We start from the raw sequence: 21,964 nt of genomic DNA, 5'->3' as shown, positions 1-21,964 counted from the left end.
CGTACTATTACCGGCCACCCAACACGTCAGTCCGGGCCATCGTTGCAGTTCAGGGGAATCCACATGCGTCACTTCGGACACGTTCCGCCTGCTGCTCGGAAGGATCTCTTCCATCGGGAGCCCGCCGAGTTCAGCCCGGACTCTCCGGCGCGCCTGCTCTCCGCGGCCCTGGGAGCCACGCTCTACAGCCCGGCGACCCGGCCCACGCTCGCCGACGACGTCATGAAGCAGGCCCGCCGGGGTGTCGTGTCCATGGTGCTCTGCCTGGAGGACTCGATAGACGACGCGGAGGTCGCCGGGGCCGAGGCCAATCTGGTCCGCCAGTTCGCCGACCTCGACGCGCGCGGCGGTGAGCCGCCGCTGCTGTTCATCCGGGTCCGCGAGCCCGCCCAGATCCCCGACCTGGTGCAGCGGCTCGGCCCCACCGCCCGGCTGCTCTCCGGGTTCGTGCTGCCGAAGTTCACCGAGGAGCGCGGGGTGCCGTTCCTGGAGGCGCTGACCGTGGCCGAGGCGGCGAGCGGGCGCAGGCTCTTCGCGATGCCGGTGCTCGAATCGCCCGAGCTGCTGCATCTGGAATCCCGCTGCGAGACGCTGACCGGGATCGCCCGCACCGTCGACAAGTACCGTGAGCGGGTGCTCGCGCTGCGGCTCGGCGTGACCGACTTCTGCTCCGCGTACGGGCTGCGGCGCTCGCCCGACATGACGGCGTACGACGTGCAGATCGTGGCCGGGGTGATCGCGGACGTGGTGAACGTGCTGGGGCGCGCCGACGGCACCGGCTTCACCATCACCGGCCCCGTCTGGGAGTACTTCCGGCTCCAGGAGCGCATGTTCAAGCCGCAGCTGCGCCGCAGCCCCTTCCTGGAGGGCCGCGCCGAGGACCTGCGCGACGCGCTGATCGAGCACGACATCGACGGCCTGCTGCGCGAGATAGAACTCGACCGCGCCAACGGACTGCTCGGCAAGACCTGCATCCACCCCTCGCATGTGGTGCCGGTGCACGCGCTGTCAGTCGTCAGCCACGAGGAGTACAGCGACGCGCAGGACATCCTGCGTCCCGAGCGCGGCGGGGGAGGCGTGCTGCGCTCGGCGTACACGAACAAGATGAACGAGGTGAAGCCGCACCGCGCCTGGGCCGAGCGGACTCTGCAGCGCGCCGAGGTGTTCGGCGTCGCGCGCGAGGACACCGGCTTCGTGGAGCTGCTGACCGCCGGTCTGTCCGGCTGAGAACAACCAGCGAACAACTAGAGGACGTAGCGAACGTGGTGGTCTGGTCGGGAACGTGGGTCGCGGAGCGGCTCGGGGTCGAACTGCAGGGTGACGAGCAGTTGCGCGCCCTGCTGGGGCTGGCCCTGCGCCGCAACCCCAAGCGGGCGCATCTGCTGGTCTCGAACGTGCTGGGCAAGCATGTGCCCCAGCTGCCCTCGCGGGTGTACGGGGCGGGGTTCGGTCTGGGCGAGGAGGTACGGGCGCTGCTCGGCGCCGACGAGTCTGCGCGTGCGGTCGTGCTCGGGTACGCGGAGACGGCGACGGGCCTGGGCCACGCGGTCGCCGACGGTGTGGGTGTGGCGCCCTACCTGCACTCCACCCGGCGCCCGGTCGCGGGCGTCGCGCAGGCGGGCGGCTTCGAGGAGTCCCACTCCCACGCGACCTCGCACCTGCTGCTGCCGGAGGACCCCGCGCTGCTCGCCGGGGACGGGCCGCTGGTGCTGGTCGACGACGAGTTCTCGACGGGCAACACGGTCCTGAACACGATCCGTGCGCTGCACGCCCGATACCCGCGCGAGCGGTACGTGGTGGTGGCCCTGGTCGACATGCGCTCCCCGTCGGACCAGTCCCGCCTGTCCGCGTTCGCGGATGAACTGGGCGCACGGGTGGACCTGGTGACACTGGCGGCAGGAACGGTTCACCTGCCGGAAGGGGTACTGGAGCGAGGCCAGGCGCTGGTGGCGCAGCACGAGTCGGCGCAGGAGCCCGCTCCCGCCGCCGCTTCCGTCCCCGCCCCGCTGTGGGCAAACGTCCCGCAGGGCGGGACGGGTGGGCACAGCGGGACCCCGTCCCCGGGCACCGCTCCCTCGACCTCCGCCCCCGTCGCCCTGCCCTGGCCCCACGGCCTCCCCGACGGCGCCCGCCACGGCTTCACCCCGGCGCACCGCACCCGGCTGGAGGCGGCGCTCCCCGCCATGGCCGACCGAATAGCCGCGCACCTGGGCGCGACCCCCGGCAAAACCCTCGTCCTCGGCTTCGAAGAGCTGATGTACACCCCGTTGCGCCTCGCCCTCGCCCTGGAGCAGGCAGGCCTGGACGTCCGATACTCGACGACGACCCGCTCGCCCGTCCTCCCCGTCGACGACCTCGGCTACGCCATCCGCACCCGCATAGCGTTCCCCGCCCACGACACCCCGGCCGACGGCCCCGGCGAGCGCTACGCCTACAACATCGCCGGCGCGGGCTTCGACACGGTGGTCGCCGTCGTCGACTCCACCGCCGACACCCCCGAACTCCACGCCCCCGACGGCCTGTTGGCCCAGCTCGCCGCGCACATCCCGCACGTCGTCCCCGTCGTCGTCCCCTCGTACGTACCCGAAGGTGTTCCCATGCCCGAGCCGCTGCGCGGTCCCGACTTCTCCTCGTACGCGCCGGACGAGGTCGGCTGGCTGCTCAAGGACCTGTCCGGGGTCGAGTTGGAGGCGCCGACCGAGGAGCGCGAGGAGGCGATCCAGAGCGGCGGCGCCCACTACGCCGAGTCGCTGCCGGTCGAGTACCAGCCCTCGCCCCAGTACCAGGCGCTGTTCCGCGCCGCCCTGGACACCTCGGCCGCCCGGATCGCCCGTGCCGTGGGCATCGTGACCGAGACGGTCCTGGCCGAGCGCTCGCCGCGCCCGGTGCTGGTCTCGCTGGCTCGCGCGGGCACCCCCGTCGGTGTCCTGATGCGGCGCTGGGCGCAGTGGCGGCACGGGCTCGACCTGCCGCACTACGCCGTCTCCATCGTGCGCGGCCGGGGCATCGACCCCAACGCGCTGCGCTGGCTCGCCGCCCACCACGACCCCGCCGACGTCGTCTTCGTCGACGGCTGGACCGGCAAGGGCGCGATCACCCGTGAACTGGCGGCCGCGATACGGGAGTTCCCCGAGTTCGACGGCTTTAACCCGGAGATCGCGGTGCTCGCCGACCCGGGCTCGTGCGTCCGTACGTACGGCACCCGCGAGGACTTCCTCATCCCGTCCGCGTGCCTCAACTCGACCGTGTCGGGGCTGATATCGCGCACCGTGCTGCGCGCGGACCTGATCGGGCCGGGCGACTTCCACGGCGCCAAGTTCTACCGCGAACTGGCCGACGCCGACGTCTCGGTGGACTTCCTGGACGCCGTCGCCGCCCGCTTCGACGAGGTCGGCGCGGACGTGGACGCCGAGGGCAAGGTGGTCCGCGCCGCCGACCGCACCCCCAGCTGGGAGGGCTGGGCCGCCGTCGAGCGGATCAGCGAGGAGTACGGCATCCACGACGTCAACCTCGTCAAGCCCGGCGTCGGCGAGACCACCCGCGTCCTGCTGCGCCGCGTCCCCTGGAAGATCCTGGCCCACCACAGTGCCGGGGCCGACCTCGACCACGTACGCCTGCTCGCCGAGCAGCGGGGCGTGCCGGTGGAATGGGTCGACGACCTGCCGTACAGCTGTGTCGGACTGATCCACCCCCAGTACACGCGCGGGGCGACCGGCGCCGACGGAAAGGCCGTGGTCTCCCGATGAGCACCCTGATCGCCAGCGACCTGGACCGTACGCTGATCTACTCGGCGGCGGCCCTGGGCCTGACCATGCCCGACCCCCGGGCGCCCCGGCTGCTCTGCGTCGAGATCCATGAGCACAGGCCGCTCTCGTTCATGACCGAGCGTGCGGCGTCCCTGCTCGCGGGGCTGAAGGCGGACCCGGCGACCGTCTTCGTGCCCACCACGACCCGGACCCGCAAGCAGTACCAGCGCATCCAACTCCCGGGCCCGCCCGCCCGGTTCGCGATCTGCGCCAACGGCGGTCAGCTGCTCGTCGACGGGGTCACCGACCTCGGCTGGCGGCGCAAGGTGGACGAGCGGATCGCCGCCGAGTGCGCCACGCTCGACGAGGTCCGCGCCCACATCGCGGCCACCGCCGACCCCGTCTGGCTGCGCAAGGAGCGGGTCGCCGAGGACCTGTTCGCGTATCTCGTGGTCGAGCGCACGCTGCTGCCCGAGGACTGGGTCAAGGAGCTCGGCGCCTGGGCGGACGACCGGGGCTGGACGGTCTCGCTCCAGGGCCGCAAGATCTACGCGGTCCCCAAGCCCCTGACCAAGAGCGCGGCCGTACGGGAGGTGGCCCGGCGCACCGGCGCCGACCTCACCCTCGCCGCCGGCGACTCGCTCCTCGACGCCGATCTGCTGCTCGCCGCCGACCAGGGCTGGCGCCCGGGCCACGGCGAACTCGCCGACTCCGGCTGGGCCGCACCGCACGTCGGCGTCCTGGAGGAGCGCGGGGTGGTGGCGGGCGAGGAGATCGTGCGCCGGTTCGTCGCGCGCGTGGCCCGCGCCTCGGCCGACACGACCCCGGGTGCCGCAGTGCGGGCGTAATCCACCCCATACTCGCCCATATGGCCAAGGGAAACACGACCAAGATCACGGACGAGCTGTACGGGTACATGCTGGCGCACAACCCGCCGCTGGACGCGGTGCAGCGCGAGCTCGTCGAGACGACGTACGCGCGGCTGCCCGACCATGCGGGCATGCAGTCGGCCGAGGAGCAGGCACCGCTCCTGGCGTTCCTGGTACGGCTGGTGGGCGCCCGGCACGTCGTGGAGGTCGGCACGTTCACCGGCTTCTCCGCCCTCGCCATGGCCCAGGCGCTCCCGGCCGACGGGCGCCTGATCGCCTGCGACATCTCCGAGGAGTGGACGGCGTACGGCCGCGAGGCCTGGGCGAAGGCGGGCGTCACGGACCGGATCGACCTGCGTATCCGCCCGGCCCTGGACACCCTCCAGGCGATGCCCGACGTGCCCCACATCGACTTCGCCTACCTGGACGCGGACAAGGACAACTACATCGCGTACTGGGAGGAGTTGGTCCCCCGCATGCGCCCGAACGGTCTGATCGCGGTCGACAACGTCCTCTTCCAGGGCAAGGTCATCGACCCGGCGGCAACGGGCCCGGCAGCCGCGATCCAACGCTTCAACGACCACGTCAAGCGCGACGACCGCATGGACAGCGTGCTACTGACGGTGGCGGACGGCTTGACGCTGTCGAGGAAGCGGTGAGCAGGTGCGGTGCGCCCTGTTCTTAGGGGCGCGGGGAACTGCGCGACAAGCCACGCACGATCCGCACTCGAAAGCCGCGCTCAGGGGGCATGGCTTCCGTGGTGCGACGCGCGCAACCCCCTGCCTTTAGGGGCGCGGGGCTGTGACATTGTGCGGCTCCGCCGCGTGGGCGCGACCAGCCCAAGACGGCCCGCAGTCAAACAACAACGCCCCCGGGGGCTAGCCGCAGCAACCCCCACCGCAACATCCACCGCCACCCCCGGAGGGCGCCGCGTTCCGGGACGCACCCCCCACCGCCACGGTGGAAAGCAACTTCACCGTGTCCGAGTGCCCCGCAGGGCACGTCGCGGGCGCGGACGACTCGGCCATAGGCCGACTGATCTCGAACGTGTCGCCACACGAGCGGCAGCGGAAGTCATAGCGAGGCATACGCCCAGGCTAGCGGCCGCACCCGGAGCACGGGGCGCGGCCACTGAAGCCGACCGGCCGACCACTACCGCAGAGGCCGATGCGGAGTGCCCTCCTCCGCCGCGTCCTCGTGCCGCGCGCGCCAGTACGGATTGTCGTGCGGCAGATGCGCGCCGACCCTCCCGTACATGCCGAACACCATCAGCACCAGCCCGACGATGAAGCTGAAGATCACGTTCTGCATCTGGAACGCGAGGAAGTTGGCCGAGCCCCGGTCGAGCAGGGCCAGGTTCACGAACCCGCTGATCAGGAAGAGGACGCCGAGCGACATGTTCAGCCAGGACGCGAAGTTGCCGCCCTTGACCATGCCGAAGAAGAGCAGCGCGCCGACCACGATCGAGATCACGCTCAGGGTGCCGTTGGTGTTCAGCCCGGCGACCTGCTTGCCGCCGGTGTCGAAGAACCCGATGTTGTGGGTGAGCCCCAGGACGCCGAAGACGACCAGGAAGAGCCCGACGAGCCCGGCTCCTACGCGGTAGACCTTGCTCAGCCGGTGGTCGACGGGCAGGTGCTCGTCGAGCGAGACGCGGTGGGCGAGGGTGGAGTGCAGCAGATGGGTGGCCATGCGTGGCCTCCTCGTTCGGTACGTACGTGTCCATACGTACTCCCAGCATCGGCCTGCCGGGCCCGCGCGACAACTCGTCCGGGAAGGGCCGGTCAGCCCCCCTGCCCGCGCTCCTCCCGGATCTGCGCCACCACGCCCGCGGCGGCGGCCCGTACCGCCTCGGTCTCCGTGAGGAAGTGCCAGTAGTCGGGGTGGCGGCCCTCAAGCGTGGCGATCGCGCGCTCCAGGCGGCCCACGGAGTCGTCGAGCGGACGGGCGTGGCGCGGGTCCGGGGTGGCGCGGCCGGACATCGCGAGGCGCTGCGCGTCCCGCAGCGCGAACCGGGTGCGCTCGATCTCCTGCTGCGGGTCCTTCGCCACCGCGTCGAGGCGCCGCAGCCGGTCACCGGCCGCCGAGACCGCCTCGTCGGTGGAGTTGAGCAGCGCCCTGACCGTGCTCAGCCGCGACGTCGCGTCGGCCCAGCGCTGCTCCTCGCGCGCGGTGGCCGCCTCCTTGAGCTTCTGTTCGGCCTGCTTGACGTCGGCGAGTGCCTGGTCCGGTACATGTTGGAGGTCCTGCCAGCACGCGGCCGAGAACCGGCGCCGCAGCTCGCTCAGGACGGGGTCGACGCTTCCGGCGCGGGTGGTCAGCGCCTGCGCGCGCGTGCGCAGCGAGACCAGGCGGTGGTCGATCTCGGCGGCCCGCTCGGGCAGCCGCGCGGCCTCCGTCCGTACGACCTCGGCCTCCCGCAGCACCCGGTCGGCGCGCTGGAGCGTCTCGGTCACGCCGTGCTGACCGGCGCCCTGGTTGAGCTTGGTGAGCTCCGGGGCCAGCGCGGCCAGCCGGGCGGCGAGCTCGTCCGCCCGCAGCCCGGACGCCCGCACCGTATCGAGAGCGGTGCTCGCGGCGAGGAGCGCCTGTCTCGCGCGCTCGACGGCGGGCGCGAGCCGCGCCAGCTGTGTCTCGGCGGTGGCGAGCAGCGGCCCCAGGCTCTGCTCGAACCGGTCGAGCTCGCCCTTGACCCGTACGAGCTCGTCCTTGGCGCGGGTCAGCTCGCTTCGGGCCCGCGCGGCGGCCGAGGCCTCCAGGCCGTCGCGGTCCAGGTCGTGTGCGTCGACCGTGGTGATGTAGTCGTTGCTGACCTCGTCGATGCGCCGGCCGAGCGCCGCGAAGTCGTCGACGGCCTTGCGGGCGCCCGGCGAGCTGTCCACGGCCGTGATCGTCTCGATGGAGATCCGCAGATCGCGCTGGGCGGTGTCCAGCTCGTAGAAGGCGGCCGCCGCCGCGTCCTTGGCGGCCTGCGCGTCGGCCCGCACGCTCTCCCCGCGTCCGCCGAACCAGCGCCGCGTCCCGCCCCCGGCGAACGCCCCGGGCAGCACCGCGACCCCGACGACCAGCGGCAGCGCGGCAAGAGTCAGCACATCGCGCAGCTGCCGCCGCACCCCGGCGGCCCGCACCGCGACACCGGGGACGATGGCACCCGCTCTGCTGTACGGCCGCGCGTGTGTCGCCGTCACATCCCTCTCCAGTGCCGTGTCCGCCTGCCGGTTCATTCTCCCACCTGGTAATAACGAACACACCGGTCGATTAGTTCGCGCCCACCCGGCCCGCGGGATCATTCCAAAGTACGGGTTTGCAGGTCTGGCCGGGGAGGCATGTACGCTGTTCCCTCATCCACGGATCCCTTCCACGGATGTGTCACGGGCGTGTAGCTCAGTGGTAGAGCGCTGCTCTTACAAAGCAGATGTCGGCGGTTCGAAACCGTCCATGCCCACCCTTTGACGAAGGCCCCCGCCGATCCCGGCGGGGGCCTTCGTCGTACCTCCTTCAGTTTTCCAGCGGACGCCCGCAGCGCAGGTTCCAGCGGCCCGAGCGGCCGGACAGTTCGGTGACGGTCAGCGGGGACACGTCCAGGCGCCAGAACGCCGGGGGCGGCAGGGTCAGCGCGTGCGTGACCGCCGCGCGGATCACCGCAGGGGAGGCGACCGCCAGCACCCGGCCGCCCTCGGCGGGCAGCGTGTCCAGCCACGCGCCCACGCGCGCGACGAGCGCGAGCAGGCTCTCCCCGCCGTGCGGCGCGGCCGCCGGATCCGTGAGCCAGGCGCGCACGCCCGCAGGGTCCGCGCCGCTCAGCTCGTCGAGCCGCTGCCCGCGCCAGCGGCCCAGATCCCAGTCGGCCAGGGCCGGTTCGGAGCAGGTGGGCAGGCCGCGCGCCAACTCGTAGAGCGACGCGGGTGGTTTGAGCCGACGGCCCGGCACCGGCAGGGCTGCCGCCGCGTCCTGGACCCGGCGCACGGCCGCGTCGTCCGGGGCGGCGTCGTCGTCGCCGACACGCGCCTCGCGCGCGTAGCGGTCGGCCGGCGGTGAGATCAACATCACGCGTACGGTCATGAGGCAAGCAGAACACGGGCGTTCACGCACTTGGCGCGGGGGCTGTGCTCCCGCGCGCCGTAGCGGCGCGGAGCATCGCGCGGTACGGTCGCGTGGACATAAAGACGGTGTGAAGGAAGCCCGGTGAGATTCCGGCACGGTCGCGCCACTGTGAACCCGGCGAGCTCCCTCGAAGAGGGAGCGAAGGCGGGGAAGTCAGACCCACCACCGTCGACAAAGGCACCAACGACCGGGACGCGTGTTCCCCAGGAGGTTCTGCCATGGCACTCTCCGCTGCCCCTGCGCCGAGCGCACCAGCCACCCCAGCGATCACTCCCATCTCCCTGAAGGCGATCGCCCCCTGGGCCCTCTTCTTCGGCATCCTCATGCTCGTGCTGCTCTACTTCGTCGGCTCCGAGCAGGGCGCCACCAGCCTCTTCTCCGGTGAGAACGTCCACGAGTGGGTGCACGACGGGCGCCACCTCCTCGGCTTCCCCTGCCACTGAGACCAGGGGTACCGACTAGTGAACTCCCTGTCCGTCAGGGCGCTGTTGGTGCGTGGCATGCTCGCCGGTCTCGTGGCCGGCGTGCTCGCGCTCGCCGTGGCGTACTTCCTGGGTGAGCCCCGGGTGGACTCGGCCATCGCCTTCGAGGACGCGCACGCGCACGAACACGGCGAAGAGGTCTTCAGCCGCACCCTGCAGTCCACCGGCGGTCTCGCCACCGGTGTGCTGGTGTTCGGCGTGGCGGTGGGCGGTATCGCCGCCCTCGCGTTCTGTGTCGCGCTCGGCCGCATCGGCCGGTTCGGGCCGCGCGCCACGGCGGCGTTCATCTCGATGGGCGCGCTGCTCGCCGTCTACGTGGTGCCGTTCCTCAAGTACCCGGCGAACCCGCCGTCCGTCGGGGACCCCGACACGATCGGCAGGCGCACCGCCCTGTACTTCCTGATGATCGCGCTGAGCGTGCTGCTCTGTGTCGGTGCCGTGATCCTCGGCCGCCGGCTCGCGCCGCGCCTCGGCAACTGGAACGCGACCATCGCCGCGTCGGCCGCCTTCCTGGTCGCGGTCGGGCTCGCGTACGCGTTCCTGCCCGCCGTCAACGAGGTGCCGAAGGACTTCCCGGCGACGCTGCTCTGGCAGTTCCGCCTGGCGGCCCTCGCGATGCAGGTCACCCTGTGGGCCGGCTTCGGTCTGGTCTTCGGCCATCTCGCCGAACGGCTCCTGGTGCCCGCGAAGGCCGAGCGCCCGGCGGCCACGTCCGCCAACAGCACGGCGGCGTCGGTGCACTGACAGCGCTGACGCAACGGCACGCACGAGGGCCCCGGAACGTTCGACGTTCCGGGGCCCTCGCGCGCGTGGGTCGTGCTCCTTGCAGATGGTGCGGATGGCGCTCGTTCAGTCCGGGCGGCGCAGCGAGAAGAAGCGGCTCTGCCGCTCCCTGCGATAACGCCGCTCCCACCGGGCCATACGGTCCCGGCGGTCACGATACGACCGGTAGTCCGTGTCCATGCCACGGCCCGAGCCGCCGGCTCCGGACGAGCCGGCGGACGGCGCCGTGGAGCGGCCACGGCGTGAGGCGCTGAAGAGTACGGCCACCACGGCGACGCAGAGCACTATGCCGCCGAGACTGAAGCCGAAGCCGTACAGGACCAGCGCCAGGACGAGAATCCACAGGATCATGGCGTGTTCCTCTGGGGACGGATCGGGGGCTCCCCTGGCCCCCTGGCCCTCCAAGTTACTCCCGTACGGCGGAAGTTCGCCTCCGAGTTACGTTCCGGCCAACGCCCTACGCAGGGCCGTGTCCGGCTGATGTCGTACGCAGGATCGTCCCCCGCGCGTCTTCCCGGCGGCCACGCGCGCGTGCGTTCACAGCCCGCGCAGGCGCTCCATCTCGCGGCGGTCGCGCTTGGTCGGGCGGCCCATGCCCCGGTCGCGCACGCCCGCGGCCAGCACGTCCGCGCGCGGGGGCGGCGGCGGGCTGTTGTCGACGTAGGCCTCCACCGCGACCGCCGCGCCCACCCGCTTGCGGATGACCTGCGAGACCACCACGATCCGCTCGCGCCCCTCAAGGCGCAGCCGCACCTCGTCGCCGACCTTCACGGTGTGCGCGGGCTTCACGCGCTCGCCGTTGAGCTGGACATGGCCGGCCCGGCACGCCGTCGCCGCCATGGAGCGCGTCTTGGTGAGCCGTACGGACCAGATCCACGCGTCGATCCGTACCGGTCCCGCCGACCCCGCTGCCTTCACCTCGTCTGCTGCCGCCATGCCCCCGACTCTAGACTCATCACCATGCGGTGGAGCGAGATCGGGACGGCGAACTGTTCGGTGGCCCGCGCCCTGTCGGTGGTCGGCGACCGCTGGACCCTCCTCGTCCTGCGCGACGCGTTCCGCGGTGTACGGCGCTTCGAGGACTTCCGGGAGAGTACGGGGGTGTCGCGGCCGGTGCTGACCGAGCGGCTCACCGCGCTGGTGGAGCACGGGGTGCTGCGCCGCGAGCAGTACCAGGACCGGCCCGAGCGGTACGAGTACCGGCTCACCGAGAAGGGCGTCGGGCTCTACCCCGTGATCGTCTCGCTGATGGGCTGGGGCGACCGCTGGATGGCCGGGGACGACGGGCCGCCGGTGCGGCTGCGCCACGAGCCGTGCGGGCACACGGTGGTACCCGTACTGGCCTGTCCCGAGTGCCGGGAGGACATCGACCCGCGCGCGATGCGGCCCGTCGTCGAGGGCGACGTCTGCTAGCGGATGATCAGGCAGGTCGTGGTGGCGTGCGCGACCAGCTTGCCCTCGGCGCTGAGCACCTTGCCCTCGGCCGTGGCGGTGCGGCGCCCGACATGGATCGTGGTGCCCTCGGCGGTGAGCCGTCCGGCGTCGAGCGCGACCGGGCGGATGTAGTTCACCTTCAGTTCGAGGGTGGTGTAGCCGACGCCCGCCGGGAGCATGGTGTGCACCGCGCACCCCATCACCGAGTCGAGCAGGGTTGCCGCGATGCCGCCGTGGACCGTGCCGAGCGGGTTGGAGAACTCGGGACGGGGATCGAGTGACATCACCGTGCGGCCCTCGTCGATCTCGTCGAAGGTCATGCCGATGAGCTTGCCGATGGAGGGGACCCGGCCGGGCTCGCGCTGGGCCCAGCGCAGCAGTTCGAGGCCGGACATGGTGGAGAAGTCAACGGTCGTCATGGGGCCGAAGCTATCAGTTCGAAAAGAGAACTGACTGGGTCCGCGAAGATCTCCGGGTCCGTTGTCAGTGGTACCCGTCACACTTGAGGCATGTGCAGAAGCATCAAGACACTCAGGCCGCCGGCCCTCCCCGAGGAGGCCACCGACGAAGAGATCCGCGCCGCGGCTCTGCAGTACGTACGCAAGGTGTCCGGCTTCCGGGCGCCCGCCGAGCACAACCGCGAGGTCTTCGACCGGGCGGTCGACGAGATGGCCGAGGCGACGGCCCGGCTGCTGGAGGGGCTGGAGATACGGGGAGTGCCGGTCAGGACGCCGGCGTAGCGCGGCGGCTCGTGGTGCGCTGGGCCGTGGTGCGCCCGGTCAGGCGGCCGTGGCCGGTTCCGGGCGGCGCATGACGTACGCGGCGAGGGAGCCCGCGGCGAACAGGGCGAGCACGGAGATGCCCGTGCCGAGCCAGGTCGCGCCGAGCCAGCGCCCGCCGAAGTAGCCGAGGCCGACGCTGTAGCCGGCCCAGGCCACCCCCGCGAGGGCGGACCAGGGCAGGAACTCCCGGGGGGTGCGGTGTGCCGCGCCCGCGCCGAGGGAGACCACGGAGCGGCCCGCCGGGGCGAACCGGGCGATGACGACGAGCGCGCCGCCGCCCCGGCTCAGCGCGGCGCCGAGACGTTCCTGTGCGCGGGTCAGACGGCGCGAGCGGGAGATGGCCCGGTCGAGCCGTGCCCCGCCGCGCCAGGCGAGGCGGTACGCCACGAGGTCGCCGGCGACGGAGGCCGCGGCGGCGCAGGCGGCGAGAAGCAGCAGATCGGGTACGTCGCGTATGGCGTGCGGGGCGCCCGCGGCGGTGGTCGAACCGGCCGCCGCCGAGGTCGCGGCGGTGATCACCAGCACCCCGCTGGGGAGCACGGGGAGGAACACGTCAAGGAGAACGGAGACCGTCACCACGGCGTAAATCCATGGGCTGCCCGTCAGCGACCCCACACTCTCCAGCACTGCGACCCCCGAACGGAATGCGCCCCGCTCTCGCTGGTCTGCGGCCGGGACGCTGTACAGCCGTACAGCGTACGCCTGGGGCGCATGGGGTTTCCGTTCGGGGGTGAGGTGTCACCTTCGAGCCGGTGAACTGCTGTGCCCCCGGGTCAGCGTGACGCTCCCGCAGTCGCGGCGGCGGGCGTGACGTCGGGGAGTTCGGCGGTCCGGCGGCGACCGATCAGCTGGTCGAGGGCGAGCGCGCCGGGGCCGGTGAAGACGAGCAGCAGGAAGGCCCAGCTGAACATCGCGGAGGCCTCGCCGCCGTTCTGGAGCGGAAGCAGCGCGCCGGACTGGTGGACGTCGAAGTACGCGTACGCCATGGATCCCGAGGAGAGGAAGGCGGCGGAGCGGGTGAAGAGACCGGCCATGATCAGCAGGCCGCCGACCAACTGGATGGCGGCGGCGTACCAGTTGGGCCAGAGGCCGACCTCCAGCGAGCCGCCGGTGCCGGGCGCACCGCCGAACCAGCCGAAGAGGGAGGCGGCGCCGTGGCAGGTGAAGAAGAAGCCGATGACGATACGGAAGAGGCCGAGTACGTACGGCTTGGCGCGGTCGGTGTTCAGAGCGGAGAGCTGTGCGGGGGAGGCCATGGGGGACGGGCTCCTTCGGGGTGGGGGGACGGGGTCGTTGAAGTCTCAAGGTTAGGTAGGCCTGAGTAGTACTTGCAAGTTCAAGTTTAAGTAAGTGACCTGATTCCGCTTATGGTCGGCCAGAAATCGCCTTTACGGGGGGCATACATGGACACACCGCGAACGTGTCGCGACGCAGGGTTACGCGGCCTGCGGGGTTTACGCCGCGTGCTGGGGCTGCTTGGTCTGCTCGCCTTATTCGGCCGTGAGGTCCTGCGTGAGGTCCCGGTCGAAGACCGTGGTCAGGCGGGCGGGCCCGTGGCCGCGTCCCGCTCGGGCCCGGTCGAGCCGCAGGCGTGCGGAACGGCCGCGCAGGGTCAGGGTCATCAGCTGGTTCCCGAACCACGGGCCGCCCGTGCGGTGCCAGCGCACCGGGGGCCGTCCGGTGCGACCGTGCCGGGCCAGCACACGGCCGAGGCGGCGCCCCGCACGGCTCCAGCCGAACCGGAACCCGGCCCGGATCACGGCGTGCACCGCGTTGTGGACGGGCGAGCAGGTCAGCTGGAACACCCGCGCGCCGGGAGAGGTGCTGATCCGCGCAGACTCGGCCACGTACGCGTGGTGCACATCGCCGGAGAGCACGCAGACCGTGGCCGGGGCGGCGGGGCCCGAGCCGACGCGGGCGATCAGTTCGGCGAGCCGGGCGAACGACGCCGGGAAGGCCGCCCAGTGCTCCAAGTCGGCCCGGCGGCGCAGTTTTTCGGCCAGCCGCGCCCAGCGCGGGCCGCGTACGCCACGGCACAGCGCCGCGCTCCAGGCCTCCGCGTCATGGACGAGCGGCGGCAGCAGCCAGGGCAGCGAGCTGCCGATCAGCAGATGGTCGTAGTCGCCGGGCCCGTCGAGCGCCTGCTCCCGGAGCCAGTCGGCCGCCGCCTCGTCGAGCATCGCGCGCTTGTCCTCGTCCAGGACGCGGGCCGCGCGGGTGTCCACCATCAGCAGCCGCACCCGCCCGAAGTCGCGGCGGTAGCTCCAGCGCGGTCCTTCGGGAGAAGGGGCGGTCGGCGCACAGCCCCGCCGCAGCGCCTCCGTTCCGTCGGGGGTCGCCCGGACCGCCGAGTACAGCGGATCGGCGGCCAGTTGGGCCGGGGAGAGATTACCCAGGTGCTGGTAGACCCAGTACGACATGAGCCCGCTCGCCAGCCGCTCAGGCCACCACGCGGTGGCGCGCATCCCCGCGAGCCAGGCGGCGCTGGTGTTCCAGTCGTCGATCAAATCGTGGTCGTCGAAGATCATGCAGCTCGGCACGGTGGAGAGCAGCCAGCGCACCTCGGGGTCGCCCCACGACTCGTCGTAGAGCCGGGTGTACTCCTCGTACTCCCCGACCTGCGCCCCCGGCGGGTCGCGCAGATCGCGCCGGGCGGCCAGCCACCGCCGGGTCGCCCGCGAGACGGCGTCGGCGTACACCTGGTCGCCGAGCAGCAGCAGGACGTCGGGGCGCTCGGCGCCGGGGTCGGCGGCGAGGCGCACGGCGAGCGTGTCGAGGGCGTCGGGCCCGACGGGGTCCTGCTCGCGCTCCGGCGGCGCGGCCCACCGGCAGGACCCGAACGCGACCCGCAGCTCCCGTCCGCCCGGCGCGGGCGTACGGATCACCGGCGGGGGAAAGGGGGAGCGCTCGGGCGGCCACACGCGCCGTTCGTCGAGCAGCACTTCATACGGTGTGGCGGCGCCAGGGGTGAGGCCGGTGACGGGGACGAGCGCGTAGTGGTGCCCGGCGATCTGGAACGTACGGGAGGAGCCGGAAGCGGTGCCCGGGCCGCCGTCGCCGCAGCGCACCCGGACCGTCGACGGCCGGTCGGTCTCCACCCACACCGTGGCCGAGGTGCCCAACTCCCCGTCGACGTAGCGCAGCAGTGGTCCCAGGCGCAGTCCGGCCATGTCGTCCCCCTCCGTCGTTCCGTACGGTACGGAACGACGCGGTGGCGAGATAGTGCCGTCGGTGCCACCCTGCGCGCGGGTTCCACCGGCGTACCGTGGGCGCGTGCTGCTGCCCGTCAACCTCACGCTCGGGGTCGTCCTCGCCGTACTGCTGCTGGCCGCGGCCGGTGTCGCGGCGGCCGCGCACCTCGGGCGGGGCCGGGAGATCCTGGTCGCCGGGGTGCGGGCGGCCGTTCAGCTCGCGGTGGTGGCGAGCGCGATCCGGTGGGTCGTCGGGTCGGTGCCGCTGCTGCTCGGGTTCCTGCTGCTGATGTACGCGGTGGCGGTACGTACGGCCGGGCGGCGGCTGACGCCCAACGGCACCTGGTGGTGGGCCGGGCTGCCGATCGCGGCCGGGGTCACCCCGGTCGTGGCCGCGCTGCTGCTCACCGGGCTCGTCCCGGTCAAGGGCATCGCGCTCATCCCCGTCACCGGCATCCTCATCGGCGGCGCGCTCACCGCGACGGTGCTCGGTGGGCGGCGCGCGCTCGACGAGCTGACCGTGCGGCGCGGCGAGGTGGAGGCGGCGATGGCGCTCGGGCTGCTCGACCGGGACGCGCGGATGGAGGTGGCCCGGACGGCGGCGTCCGACGCGCTGCTCCCGGGTCTCGACCAGACCCGGACGGTGGGTCTGGTCACGCTGCCGGGCGCGTTCGTCGGCATGCTGCTCGGCGGCGCGTCACCGGTGCAGGCGGGCGCGGTGCAGCTGTTCGTCCTGGTCGCGCTGATGGCGGTGCAGGCGACGGCGGTGTCGGTGGTGCTTGAGCTGGTGGCCCGGGGGAGGGTGCATCGGGATGTGGCGGGGTGACGTCGCCTCTGGCGGCGGGCCTCGGCGGGTCTCGGCGGTCTCGTGTGGGACCAAAGTCCCTGTCGGGGGATTCTTCGCGTCCCGTATTCTGTACGGAGCAGAAGGGGAGTAGCTCTTCGCCGGACCGTCGACATACTGCTGGAACCTCCCTAGGGAGAGCCCAGCCGGCGCCCGGAGGCAGGCCCGCGAGGGTCGGCCAGCGAGACCTTCGGCCGCAGTGACCATGACCGTTCATGGCGCTGCCGTGCCGAAGCGACCCCGGATCTTCTTCGTGAAACGCTCTCGGTACGGCCGTGCCCGACCGATTGAGGAATCTTTTCCGTGCTCAGCTTCACCATCCTGGCGATCACGTTCGGCGTGGTCTTCCTTGCCGAACTCCCCGACAAGACCGCGCTCGCGGGCCTGATGCTCGGCACCCGTTACAAGGCGTCGTACGTGTTCGTCGGCGTCGCGGCCGCGTTCGCGCTCCATGTCGCGCTCGCCATCGCGGCGGGCAGCGTGCTGACGCTGCTGCCGCACCGGCTGCTCCAGGCGATCGTGGGCGTGCTGTTCCTTGCGGGGGCGGCGGTGCTGCTCTTCAAGAAGGACGACGACGAGGAGGACGTCGCGGCCCCGGCCGATCAGTCCTTCTGGAAGGTGTCCGGGGCGGGGTTCATGTTGATCCTGGTCGCGGAGTTCGGTGATCTGACGCAGATCATGACCGCGAACCTGGCCGCCCGTTATGACAGCCCGCTGTCGGTGGGCCTGGGTGCGGTGCTCGCTCTGTGGGCGGTCGCGGGTCTGGGCATTCTGGGCGGGCGGACGTTGATGAAGTACGTGCCGTTGAAGCTGATCACCAAGGTTGCGGCGTGTTTGATGGCCGCGCTTGCTGGGTTCAGCCTGTTCGAGGCGATCGCGGGCTGAAGCCTGCACCATTCGGTCCGGGCTGCGCTTTCGGCTGCGGGTTGGTCGTGGCTGGTCGCGCAGTTCCCCGCGCCCCTAAGACGCCCCTGCGGGGCGATCGCGGGCCGACGCGCCCCTAGCGGGTACGGGTGCTCAGGGCCTGATCGTCAGGCGGATCGATCCGTCCGTCTGCGGCGTCACCGTTACGTGCGTCAGGTCCGGCACGTACGCCGTCGGCTCATGCTCTGCCGCTCGCGGGCCCACGCCGATCACGCGCATCCCCGCCGCCTTGCCAGCCCGTATGCCCGCCTCCGAGTCCTCGAAGACGATGCAGTCCGACGCGTCGAAGCCCAGTTCCGCGGCGCCCTTCAGGAAGCCTTCGGGGTCGGGCTTGCTGGCGCCTACTCGTTCGGCGGTTACCTGGACGGTGGGCATGGGGAGGCCCGCCGCGGCCATGCGGGTGCGGGCCAGGGGCTCGTTGGCCGAGGTGACCAGGGCGTGGGGGAGATCGGCGAGGGCGGCCATGAAGGCGGGGGCGCCGGGGACGGGGACGACGCCGTCGGTGTCGGCGGTCTCCTGGGCGAGCATCACGCGGTTGTCGGCGTGGTTCTGCTCCATCGGGCGGTCCGGCAGGAGGACGGCCATGGTGGCGTAGCCCTGGCGGCCGTGGACGACCTTCAGCGCCTCGTCGGGGTCGAGCCCGTGCTCGACGGCCCAGGCGCGCCAGCAGCGCTCGACCACGGCGTCGGAGTTGACGATCGTGCCGTCCATGTCGAGCAGGAGGGCGCGGGCGGTCAGGGTGGTGGGCGTGGCCGTCATCGGCGGACTCCTGGGAGCGGGAGCAGAGACACAAGCGGCCCCGCCCGCCGGTCAGGGAATACGGACGGAGCCACTTTGTTCCTCCACGATACAAAACGTAGGGCCGAATACGCCAACCGCCCCCACCCGACCGTTCGACTGCGGACGTGGTGGGGGCGGTTTTGTATCTGTTTGCTCGGTTATGAACCGGACGTCTGGGCTTCCAGGGTGCGGCGCGTCTCCGGGCCGTAGACGCCCGGCGGGTCCGCGTCGAGGCCCATGTACGACTGGTACGTGCTCACCGCGCGCTCGGTGCGCGAGCCGAACCGGCCGTCCGCGTTCCCGTCGTAGATCGTCAACTGCGCCAGCCGGTCCTGGAGTTCGGCCACCTCGGGCCCGCTGTCACCCCGGCGCAGTACGGGTGCGGCGGCGGGCTGATCGGCCGGGGCGCTGTCCACGCTGCCGGTGGCCTTCGACGGGGAGGGCGTCGGGGAGACCGGCTTGCGGGACGGGCTGGGGGAGCGCCCGGGCGTACGGCTCGGCGTCGGTGAGCTCTTGCGCGGCGACGGGCTCGCGCTCGGGGCGCCGTGGGCGGACTTCGACGCGGTGGGGGAGGGCGTCGGGTCGGCCACGGAGGGGGTGTCGCCGTACGGGAGGGTCGAGACGGTCGTGTCGGGCAGCGCCGCCGAGTCGCCGTGCCCGCCGCCGAACAGCCCGCCGCCCGCGAAAGCCGCCGTACCGACGGCGAGGATCGTCGCGGCGGCGACCGAGGCCAGGAGGAGGGGGCGGCGACGGCGGGAGCGGGACGGGGCGGCGGCCGGGCGCAGTACGGGCTCGTAGGCGTCGGAGTCGGTGTACGTGTCGGTGTCGCCGTCGCCCGCAGCGGCCACCGGGCCGGGCGCGCCCGCGAAGGCGTCACCACCGGCGGCGGCCCGACCGGCGGCACCCCCGAAAACCGGCCCCGCCACCGGCCCCGCCGGCACCGCCCGCAGCGGCATCGTCGCCGTCGGGTCGCCGGCCGAAGGGGCCCCCGCACCCGAACCCGCCCCCTCCACCCCCACGTTCTCCAGCGTCACGTACGGCCGCAGGCGCAGCGGGTCGAAGTCCTCGCTCGCGGCTATCTCGGCCGAGCGCTCGGCGCGTGCGGCCTCGGCGGCGCGGGCGGCGCAGGGGCAGCCGGGTCTGCCGTCGTGCTCGCGTTCCGTACCGCATTCAGGACATACGTGTGCCCGCATGGTGGGTCCCCTCCCCTTGAACTGCCAGCGATTATGCAGGCTCGCGGCAGGCCCCGCGCCGCCCGATCACCGGCCCCCGCCGACCCCGGCAGGCCATATCCGGACATTGCGATCAGGATGGAGGAAGTAGGAGACAGAGAGGGGCGGCCATGGCTCAGGAAGCTCGGGAAACGGCCCCCAGGGACCCCAGGGAACCCACGGATCCCGCAGACCCCACCGCCATACCTCCCGGTGCGGGACAGGAGCGGCGGACCGTGCTCGTCGCCATCGGCGCGCTGCTCCTCGGCATGCTGCTCGCGGCCCTCGACCAGACCATCGTCTCCACCGCCCTGCCGACCATCGTCAGCGACCTCGGCGGGATGGAGCATCTGTCCTGGGTCGTCACCGCGTACATGCTCGCCTCCACCGCCGCGACCCCGCTCTGGGGCAAGCTCGGCGACCAGTACGGCCGCAAGAAGCTGTTCCAGTCGGCCATCGTGCTCTTCCTCATCGGCTCCGTACTGTGCGGAGTCGCCCAGAACATGGCGCAGTTGATCGCCTTCCGGGCCGTGCAGGGGCTGGGCGGCGGCGGGCTGATCGTGCTGTCGATGGCGATCGTCGGCGACATCGTGCCGCCCCGCGAACGCGGCCGCTACCAGGGCCTGTTCGGCGCGGTCTTCGGTGCGACGAGCGTGCTGGGGCCGCTGCTCGGCGGCTTCTTCACCGAACACCTCAGCTGGCGCTGGGTGTTCTACGTCAACCTGCCGGTCGGCGTGGTGGCGCTCATCGTCATCGCGGCCGTGCTGCACATCCCGGTGCGCGGCACCCGCCACACCATCGACTACCTCGGCACGTTCCTGATCGCGTCCGTCGCCACCTGTCTGGTCCTGGTGGCCTCGCTCGGCGGGACGACCTGGGCCTGGGGATCCGCCGAGATCATCGGGCTCGCGGTGCTGGGCGCGGTGCTGCTCGGCTGCTTCGTGGCGGTGGAGCGCAGGGCGGTGGAACCGGTCCTTCCGCTGAAGCTGTTCCGTATCCGTACGTTCTCGCTCGTCGCGGTCATCAGCTTCGTCGTGGGCTTCGCGATGTTCGGCGCGATGACGTATCTGCCGACGTTCTTGCAGGTCGTGCAGGGTGTGACACCGACGATGTCCGGGGTGCACATGCTCCCGATGGTGTTCGGCATGCTGCTCACCTCGACGGCCTCGGGCCAGATCGTCTCGCGCACCGGCCGCTGGAAGGTGTTCCCGATCGCGGGCACGGCGGTGGTGACGATCGGCCTGATGCTGCTGCACCGGCTCACCGAGGCGAGTTCGACGTGGGAGATGAGCGTCTACTTCTTCGTCTTCGGCGCGGGCCTCGGCCTGGTGATGCAGGTCCTGGTCCTGGTGGTGCAGAACGCCGTCAGTTACGGGGACCTGGGCGTAGCCACGTCCGGAGCGACGTTCTTCCGCTCGATCGGGGCGTCGTTCGGCGTGGCCATCTTCGGCACCATCTTCACCAACCGCCTCAACGACAAACTCGCCGACGCCCTCGCGGGCCGACCGCTCCCGGCGGGCACCGGCCCGTCCCAACTGGCCGCCGACCCCCGCACGATCGCGGCCCTGCCGCCCACTGTCCGTCCCCCGGTCCTGCACGCGTACTCACAGTCGATCACGGACGTCTTCCTCTATGCGGTCCCGGTGACGCTAGTTGCCTTCGTGGTCGCCTGGTTCCTGCGCGAGGACAAGCTGCGCGGCGCCGTCACCGCGCCCGACGTGAGCGAGACCGTGGCCTCGAACCCGGTCCAGCGTTCGTCGTACGACGAGTGCGCGCGGGCGCTGTCGGTGCTCGGCACGCGGGAGGGGCGGCGCGATCTGTACGAGCGGATCACCGCCCGCGCCGGACTCGACCTGCTCCCCGCGTCGAGCTGGCTGCTGCTGCGCATCCACCGCTACGGCTCCGCCGAACCGGCTCTCCTCTCCGAGCGTGTGCCCGTACCCCTCACGGTGATCACCGCGGCGGGCCGCCAGCTGGAGGAGCGGGGCCTGGCCCGCCGCGAGGGCATCGCGCTCGTCCCCACGGAACCCGGCCGCGAGACGGCGCTCCGCCTCGCCTCGGCCCGCGAGGAGTCCCTTGGCGAACTCCTCGGCGACTGGTGGGGCCCGGACCGTCCCACCGATCTGGCCAAGCTGGTGGAGGAGTTGACGGCGGAGATGTCCGGCTCGGACGGCGAGTCGCCCCGGGGCCCGGAGCTGCGCCGCGACCATGCACGGTAGTGCTTAGAGCTCCTTCGCGAACCACCGTTCCGCGTAAGGACGTTGGACGTACGCGGGGATCTCGCGGTAACCGTTCCTGGCGTACAGCGCGCGGGCCTCGACGAGGTCGTGGCGGGTGTCCAGGGCGAGACGGCGGGCGCCCAGGCGGCGGGCGGCGTCCTCCAGGGCGGTGAGCAGGGCCGCGCCGCCGCCGCTTCCGCGCAGCTCCGGTCGTACGTAGACGCGGGTCAGCTCGGCGGTGGCCGGGGCGGTGCCGTTGATGACGGGAGGGGTCTCGCAGAGCTGGATGCCGCCGCAGGCGCCGGGCCTGCCGTTGTGGCGCCCGACGACGAAGTCGCCCAGAGGGGGCCGCAGTCTCTCGGCCCCGTCGTCGGTCAGCCCCTGCTCGATCTCCTCGGCGGTGGCCGGCCGTCCGTACCAGCGGCTCGCGACCTCGTCGTAGTAGTCGCGGCGGAGCAGTGTGGCGTCCGGGGTGTCGTACGGCTCGCGGATCATGATCCAACTCATGGCGCCTGCCTACCCGAAGCGGTTGCTGTTTGGCCACCGAATTCCTGGTGACCCGGTGTGCGGACCCATGTCGCGTCCGTACGCACAC

24 protein-coding genes, 1 tRNA gene and 1 riboswitch are annotated in these 21,964 nt (G+C 72.0%); of the genes, 12 read left to right on the top strand and 13 right to left on the bottom strand.

The window, feature by feature from the left end:
* Window positions 1-63: 63 nt before the first annotated feature.
* The 4 genes from BG418_RS34110 to BG418_RS34095 are packed head-to-tail and all read left to right on the top strand — an operon-like array spanning window position 64 to window position 5,274.
* A complete protein-coding gene (locus tag BG418_RS34110; protein WP_188277929.1) occupies window positions 64-1,227 on the top strand; it encodes an HpcH/HpaI aldolase/citrate lyase family protein in 1,164 nt (387 codons plus the stop codon).
* A gap of 38 nt (window positions 1,228-1,265) precedes the next feature.
* Window positions 1,266-3,746, top strand: a complete 2,481-nt coding sequence (locus tag BG418_RS34105) for a phosphoribosyltransferase (RefSeq protein ID WP_188278331.1) — start codon at window positions 1,266-1,268, stop codon at window positions 3,744-3,746.
* Window positions 3,743-4,594 carry an HAD family hydrolase gene (locus BG418_RS34100; protein ID WP_188277928.1) on the top strand — a complete coding sequence of 284 codons (852 nt, stop codon included), beginning with the start codon at window positions 3,743-3,745 and terminating at the stop codon, window positions 4,592-4,594. The genes BG418_RS34105 and BG418_RS34100 overlap by 4 nt, the downstream gene beginning before the upstream one ends.
* A 20-nt stretch (window positions 4,595-4,614) precedes the next feature.
* Entirely contained in the window at window positions 4,615-5,274 is a 660-nt protein-coding gene (locus tag BG418_RS34095; protein WP_188277927.1) for an O-methyltransferase, read from the top strand.
* 219 nt (window positions 5,275-5,493) lie between these two features.
* On the opposite strand, the gene BG418_RS34090 is transcribed toward BG418_RS34095, so the two are convergent.
* From BG418_RS34090 to BG418_RS34080, 3 genes are all read right to left on the bottom strand, one after another.
* Window positions 5,494-5,703, bottom strand: coding sequence for a zinc ribbon domain-containing protein (locus BG418_RS34090; RefSeq protein WP_188277926.1), 210 nt, complete (start codon window positions 5,701-5,703; stop codon window positions 5,494-5,496).
* Between the two features lie 64 nt (window positions 5,704-5,767).
* Window positions 5,768-6,307, bottom strand: a complete 540-nt coding sequence (locus BG418_RS34085) for a DUF4383 domain-containing protein (protein ID WP_188277925.1) — start codon at window positions 6,305-6,307, stop codon at window positions 5,768-5,770.
* 92 nt (window positions 6,308-6,399) lie between these two features.
* The gene (locus BG418_RS34080) at window positions 6,400-7,803 is read right to left on the bottom strand and encodes a hypothetical protein (protein WP_188278330.1); all 1,404 of its coding nucleotides are present in this window, start codon (window positions 7,801-7,803) and stop codon (window positions 6,400-6,402) included.
* A 185-nt stretch (window positions 7,804-7,988) separates the two neighbouring features.
* Here BG418_RS34080 and BG418_RS34075 point away from each other — a divergent pair.
* Window positions 7,989-8,060 (top strand) — tRNA-Val (locus tag BG418_RS34075).
* Between the two features lie 53 nt (window positions 8,061-8,113).
* Here BG418_RS34075 and BG418_RS34070 read toward each other — a convergent pair.
* Entirely contained in the window at window positions 8,114-8,677 is a 564-nt protein-coding gene (locus BG418_RS34070; protein WP_188277924.1) for a histidine phosphatase family protein, read from the bottom strand.
* An 88-nt stretch (window positions 8,678-8,765) separates the two neighbouring features.
* Window positions 8,766-8,904: riboswitch (cobalamin riboswitch) on the top strand.
* A gap of 33 nt (window positions 8,905-8,937) precedes the next feature.
* Between BG418_RS34070 and BG418_RS34065 the strand changes: the two genes are divergently transcribed.
* On the top strand, window positions 8,938-9,162 hold the full coding sequence (locus BG418_RS34065; RefSeq protein ID WP_188277923.1) for a CbtB domain-containing protein: 225 nt from the start codon (window positions 8,938-8,940) through the stop codon (window positions 9,160-9,162).
* 18 nt (window positions 9,163-9,180) lie between these two features.
* Window positions 9,181-9,945: a CbtA family protein gene (locus BG418_RS34060; RefSeq protein ID WP_188277922.1), complete on the top strand. Its 765-nt coding sequence runs from the start codon at window positions 9,181-9,183 to the stop codon at window positions 9,943-9,945.
* A gap of 105 nt (window positions 9,946-10,050) precedes the next feature.
* Here BG418_RS34060 and BG418_RS34055 read toward each other — a convergent pair whose 3' ends face one another.
* Together BG418_RS34055 and BG418_RS34050 are read right to left on the bottom strand one after the other, a co-directional pair.
* On the bottom strand, window positions 10,051-10,335 hold the full coding sequence (locus BG418_RS34055) for a hypothetical protein (RefSeq protein ID WP_317453853.1): 285 nt from the start codon (window positions 10,333-10,335) through the stop codon (window positions 10,051-10,053).
* A 186-nt stretch (window positions 10,336-10,521) separates the two neighbouring features.
* Complete coding sequence (locus BG418_RS34050; RefSeq protein WP_188277921.1) at window positions 10,522-10,920, bottom strand: RNA-binding S4 domain-containing protein; 399 nt, start codon at window positions 10,918-10,920, stop codon at window positions 10,522-10,524.
* 24 nt (window positions 10,921-10,944) lie between these two features.
* Here BG418_RS34050 and BG418_RS34045 point away from each other — a divergent pair, with 24 nt between their 5' ends.
* Window positions 10,945-11,397, top strand: coding sequence for a helix-turn-helix domain-containing protein (locus tag BG418_RS34045; RefSeq protein ID WP_188277920.1), 453 nt, complete (start codon window positions 10,945-10,947; stop codon window positions 11,395-11,397).
* Here BG418_RS34045 and BG418_RS34040 read toward each other — a convergent pair.
* A complete protein-coding gene (locus tag BG418_RS34040) occupies window positions 11,394-11,837 on the bottom strand; it encodes a PaaI family thioesterase (RefSeq protein ID WP_188277919.1) in 444 nt (147 codons plus the stop codon). The two genes, BG418_RS34045 and BG418_RS34040, sit on opposite strands and share 4 nt — an antisense overlap.
* A gap of 90 nt (window positions 11,838-11,927) precedes the next feature.
* On the opposite strand from BG418_RS34040, the gene BG418_RS34035 reads away from it, so the two are divergent.
* The gene (locus BG418_RS34035; RefSeq protein WP_188277918.1) at window positions 11,928-12,158 is read left to right on the top strand and encodes a DUF2277 domain-containing protein; all 231 of its coding nucleotides are present in this window, start codon (window positions 11,928-11,930) and stop codon (window positions 12,156-12,158) included.
* 39 nt (window positions 12,159-12,197) lie between these two features.
* On the opposite strand, the gene BG418_RS34030 is transcribed toward BG418_RS34035, so the two are convergent.
* The 3 genes from BG418_RS34030 to BG418_RS34020 form a co-directional block, all read right to left on the bottom strand.
* A complete protein-coding gene (locus BG418_RS34030; protein WP_188277917.1) occupies window positions 12,198-12,827 on the bottom strand; it encodes a VTT domain-containing protein in 630 nt (209 codons plus the stop codon).
* A 146-nt stretch (window positions 12,828-12,973) separates the two neighbouring features.
* Entirely contained in the window at window positions 12,974-13,456 is a 483-nt protein-coding gene (locus BG418_RS34025) for a DoxX family protein (protein ID WP_188277916.1), read from the bottom strand.
* Between the two features lie 234 nt (window positions 13,457-13,690).
* Complete coding sequence (locus BG418_RS34020; protein ID WP_188277915.1) at window positions 13,691-15,370, bottom strand: alkaline phosphatase D family protein; 1,680 nt, start codon at window positions 15,368-15,370, stop codon at window positions 13,691-13,693.
* A 103-nt stretch (window positions 15,371-15,473) separates the two neighbouring features.
* Here BG418_RS34020 and BG418_RS34015 point away from each other — a divergent pair, with 103 nt between their 5' ends.
* Entirely contained in the window at window positions 15,474-16,217 is a 744-nt protein-coding gene (locus tag BG418_RS34015) for an ABC transporter permease (RefSeq protein WP_188277914.1), read from the top strand.
* 321 nt (window positions 16,218-16,538) lie between these two features.
* On the top strand, window positions 16,539-17,120 hold the full coding sequence (locus tag BG418_RS34010; RefSeq protein WP_188277913.1) for a TMEM165/GDT1 family protein: 582 nt from the start codon (window positions 16,539-16,541) through the stop codon (window positions 17,118-17,120).
* A gap of 132 nt (window positions 17,121-17,252) precedes the next feature.
* Here the strand turns inward: BG418_RS34010 and BG418_RS34005 are convergent, their stop codons facing one another.
* Together BG418_RS34005 and BG418_RS34000 are read right to left on the bottom strand one after the other, a co-directional pair.
* Window positions 17,253-17,918, bottom strand: coding sequence for an HAD-IA family hydrolase (locus BG418_RS34005; protein ID WP_188277912.1), 666 nt, complete (start codon window positions 17,916-17,918; stop codon window positions 17,253-17,255).
* A 179-nt stretch (window positions 17,919-18,097) separates the two neighbouring features.
* On the bottom strand, window positions 18,098-19,132 hold the full coding sequence (locus BG418_RS34000) for a peptidoglycan-binding protein (RefSeq protein ID WP_188277911.1): 1,035 nt from the start codon (window positions 19,130-19,132) through the stop codon (window positions 18,098-18,100).
* Between the two features lie 149 nt (window positions 19,133-19,281).
* Between BG418_RS34000 and BG418_RS33995 the strand changes: the two genes are divergently transcribed.
* A complete protein-coding gene (locus BG418_RS33995; RefSeq protein WP_188277910.1) occupies window positions 19,282-21,369 on the top strand; it encodes an MDR family MFS transporter in 2,088 nt (695 codons plus the stop codon).
* A 3-nt stretch (window positions 21,370-21,372) separates the two neighbouring features.
* On the opposite strand, the gene BG418_RS33990 is transcribed toward BG418_RS33995, so the two are convergent.
* Window positions 21,373-21,876 (bottom strand): GNAT family N-acetyltransferase, encoded by a 504-nt coding sequence (locus tag BG418_RS33990; protein ID WP_188277909.1) that lies wholly within the window; start codon window positions 21,874-21,876, stop codon window positions 21,373-21,375.
* Between the last annotated feature and the right edge of the window lie 88 nt (window positions 21,877-21,964).

Origin of the sequence: Streptomyces sp. CBMA152 (assembly GCF_014596475.1) — a bacterium.
Taxonomy (GTDB): domain Bacteria; phylum Actinomycetota; class Actinomycetes; order Streptomycetales; family Streptomycetaceae; genus Streptomyces.
Note: the sequence above shows the minus strand (reverse complement) of the source record. Positions and strands in the feature narration are given on the sequence as shown.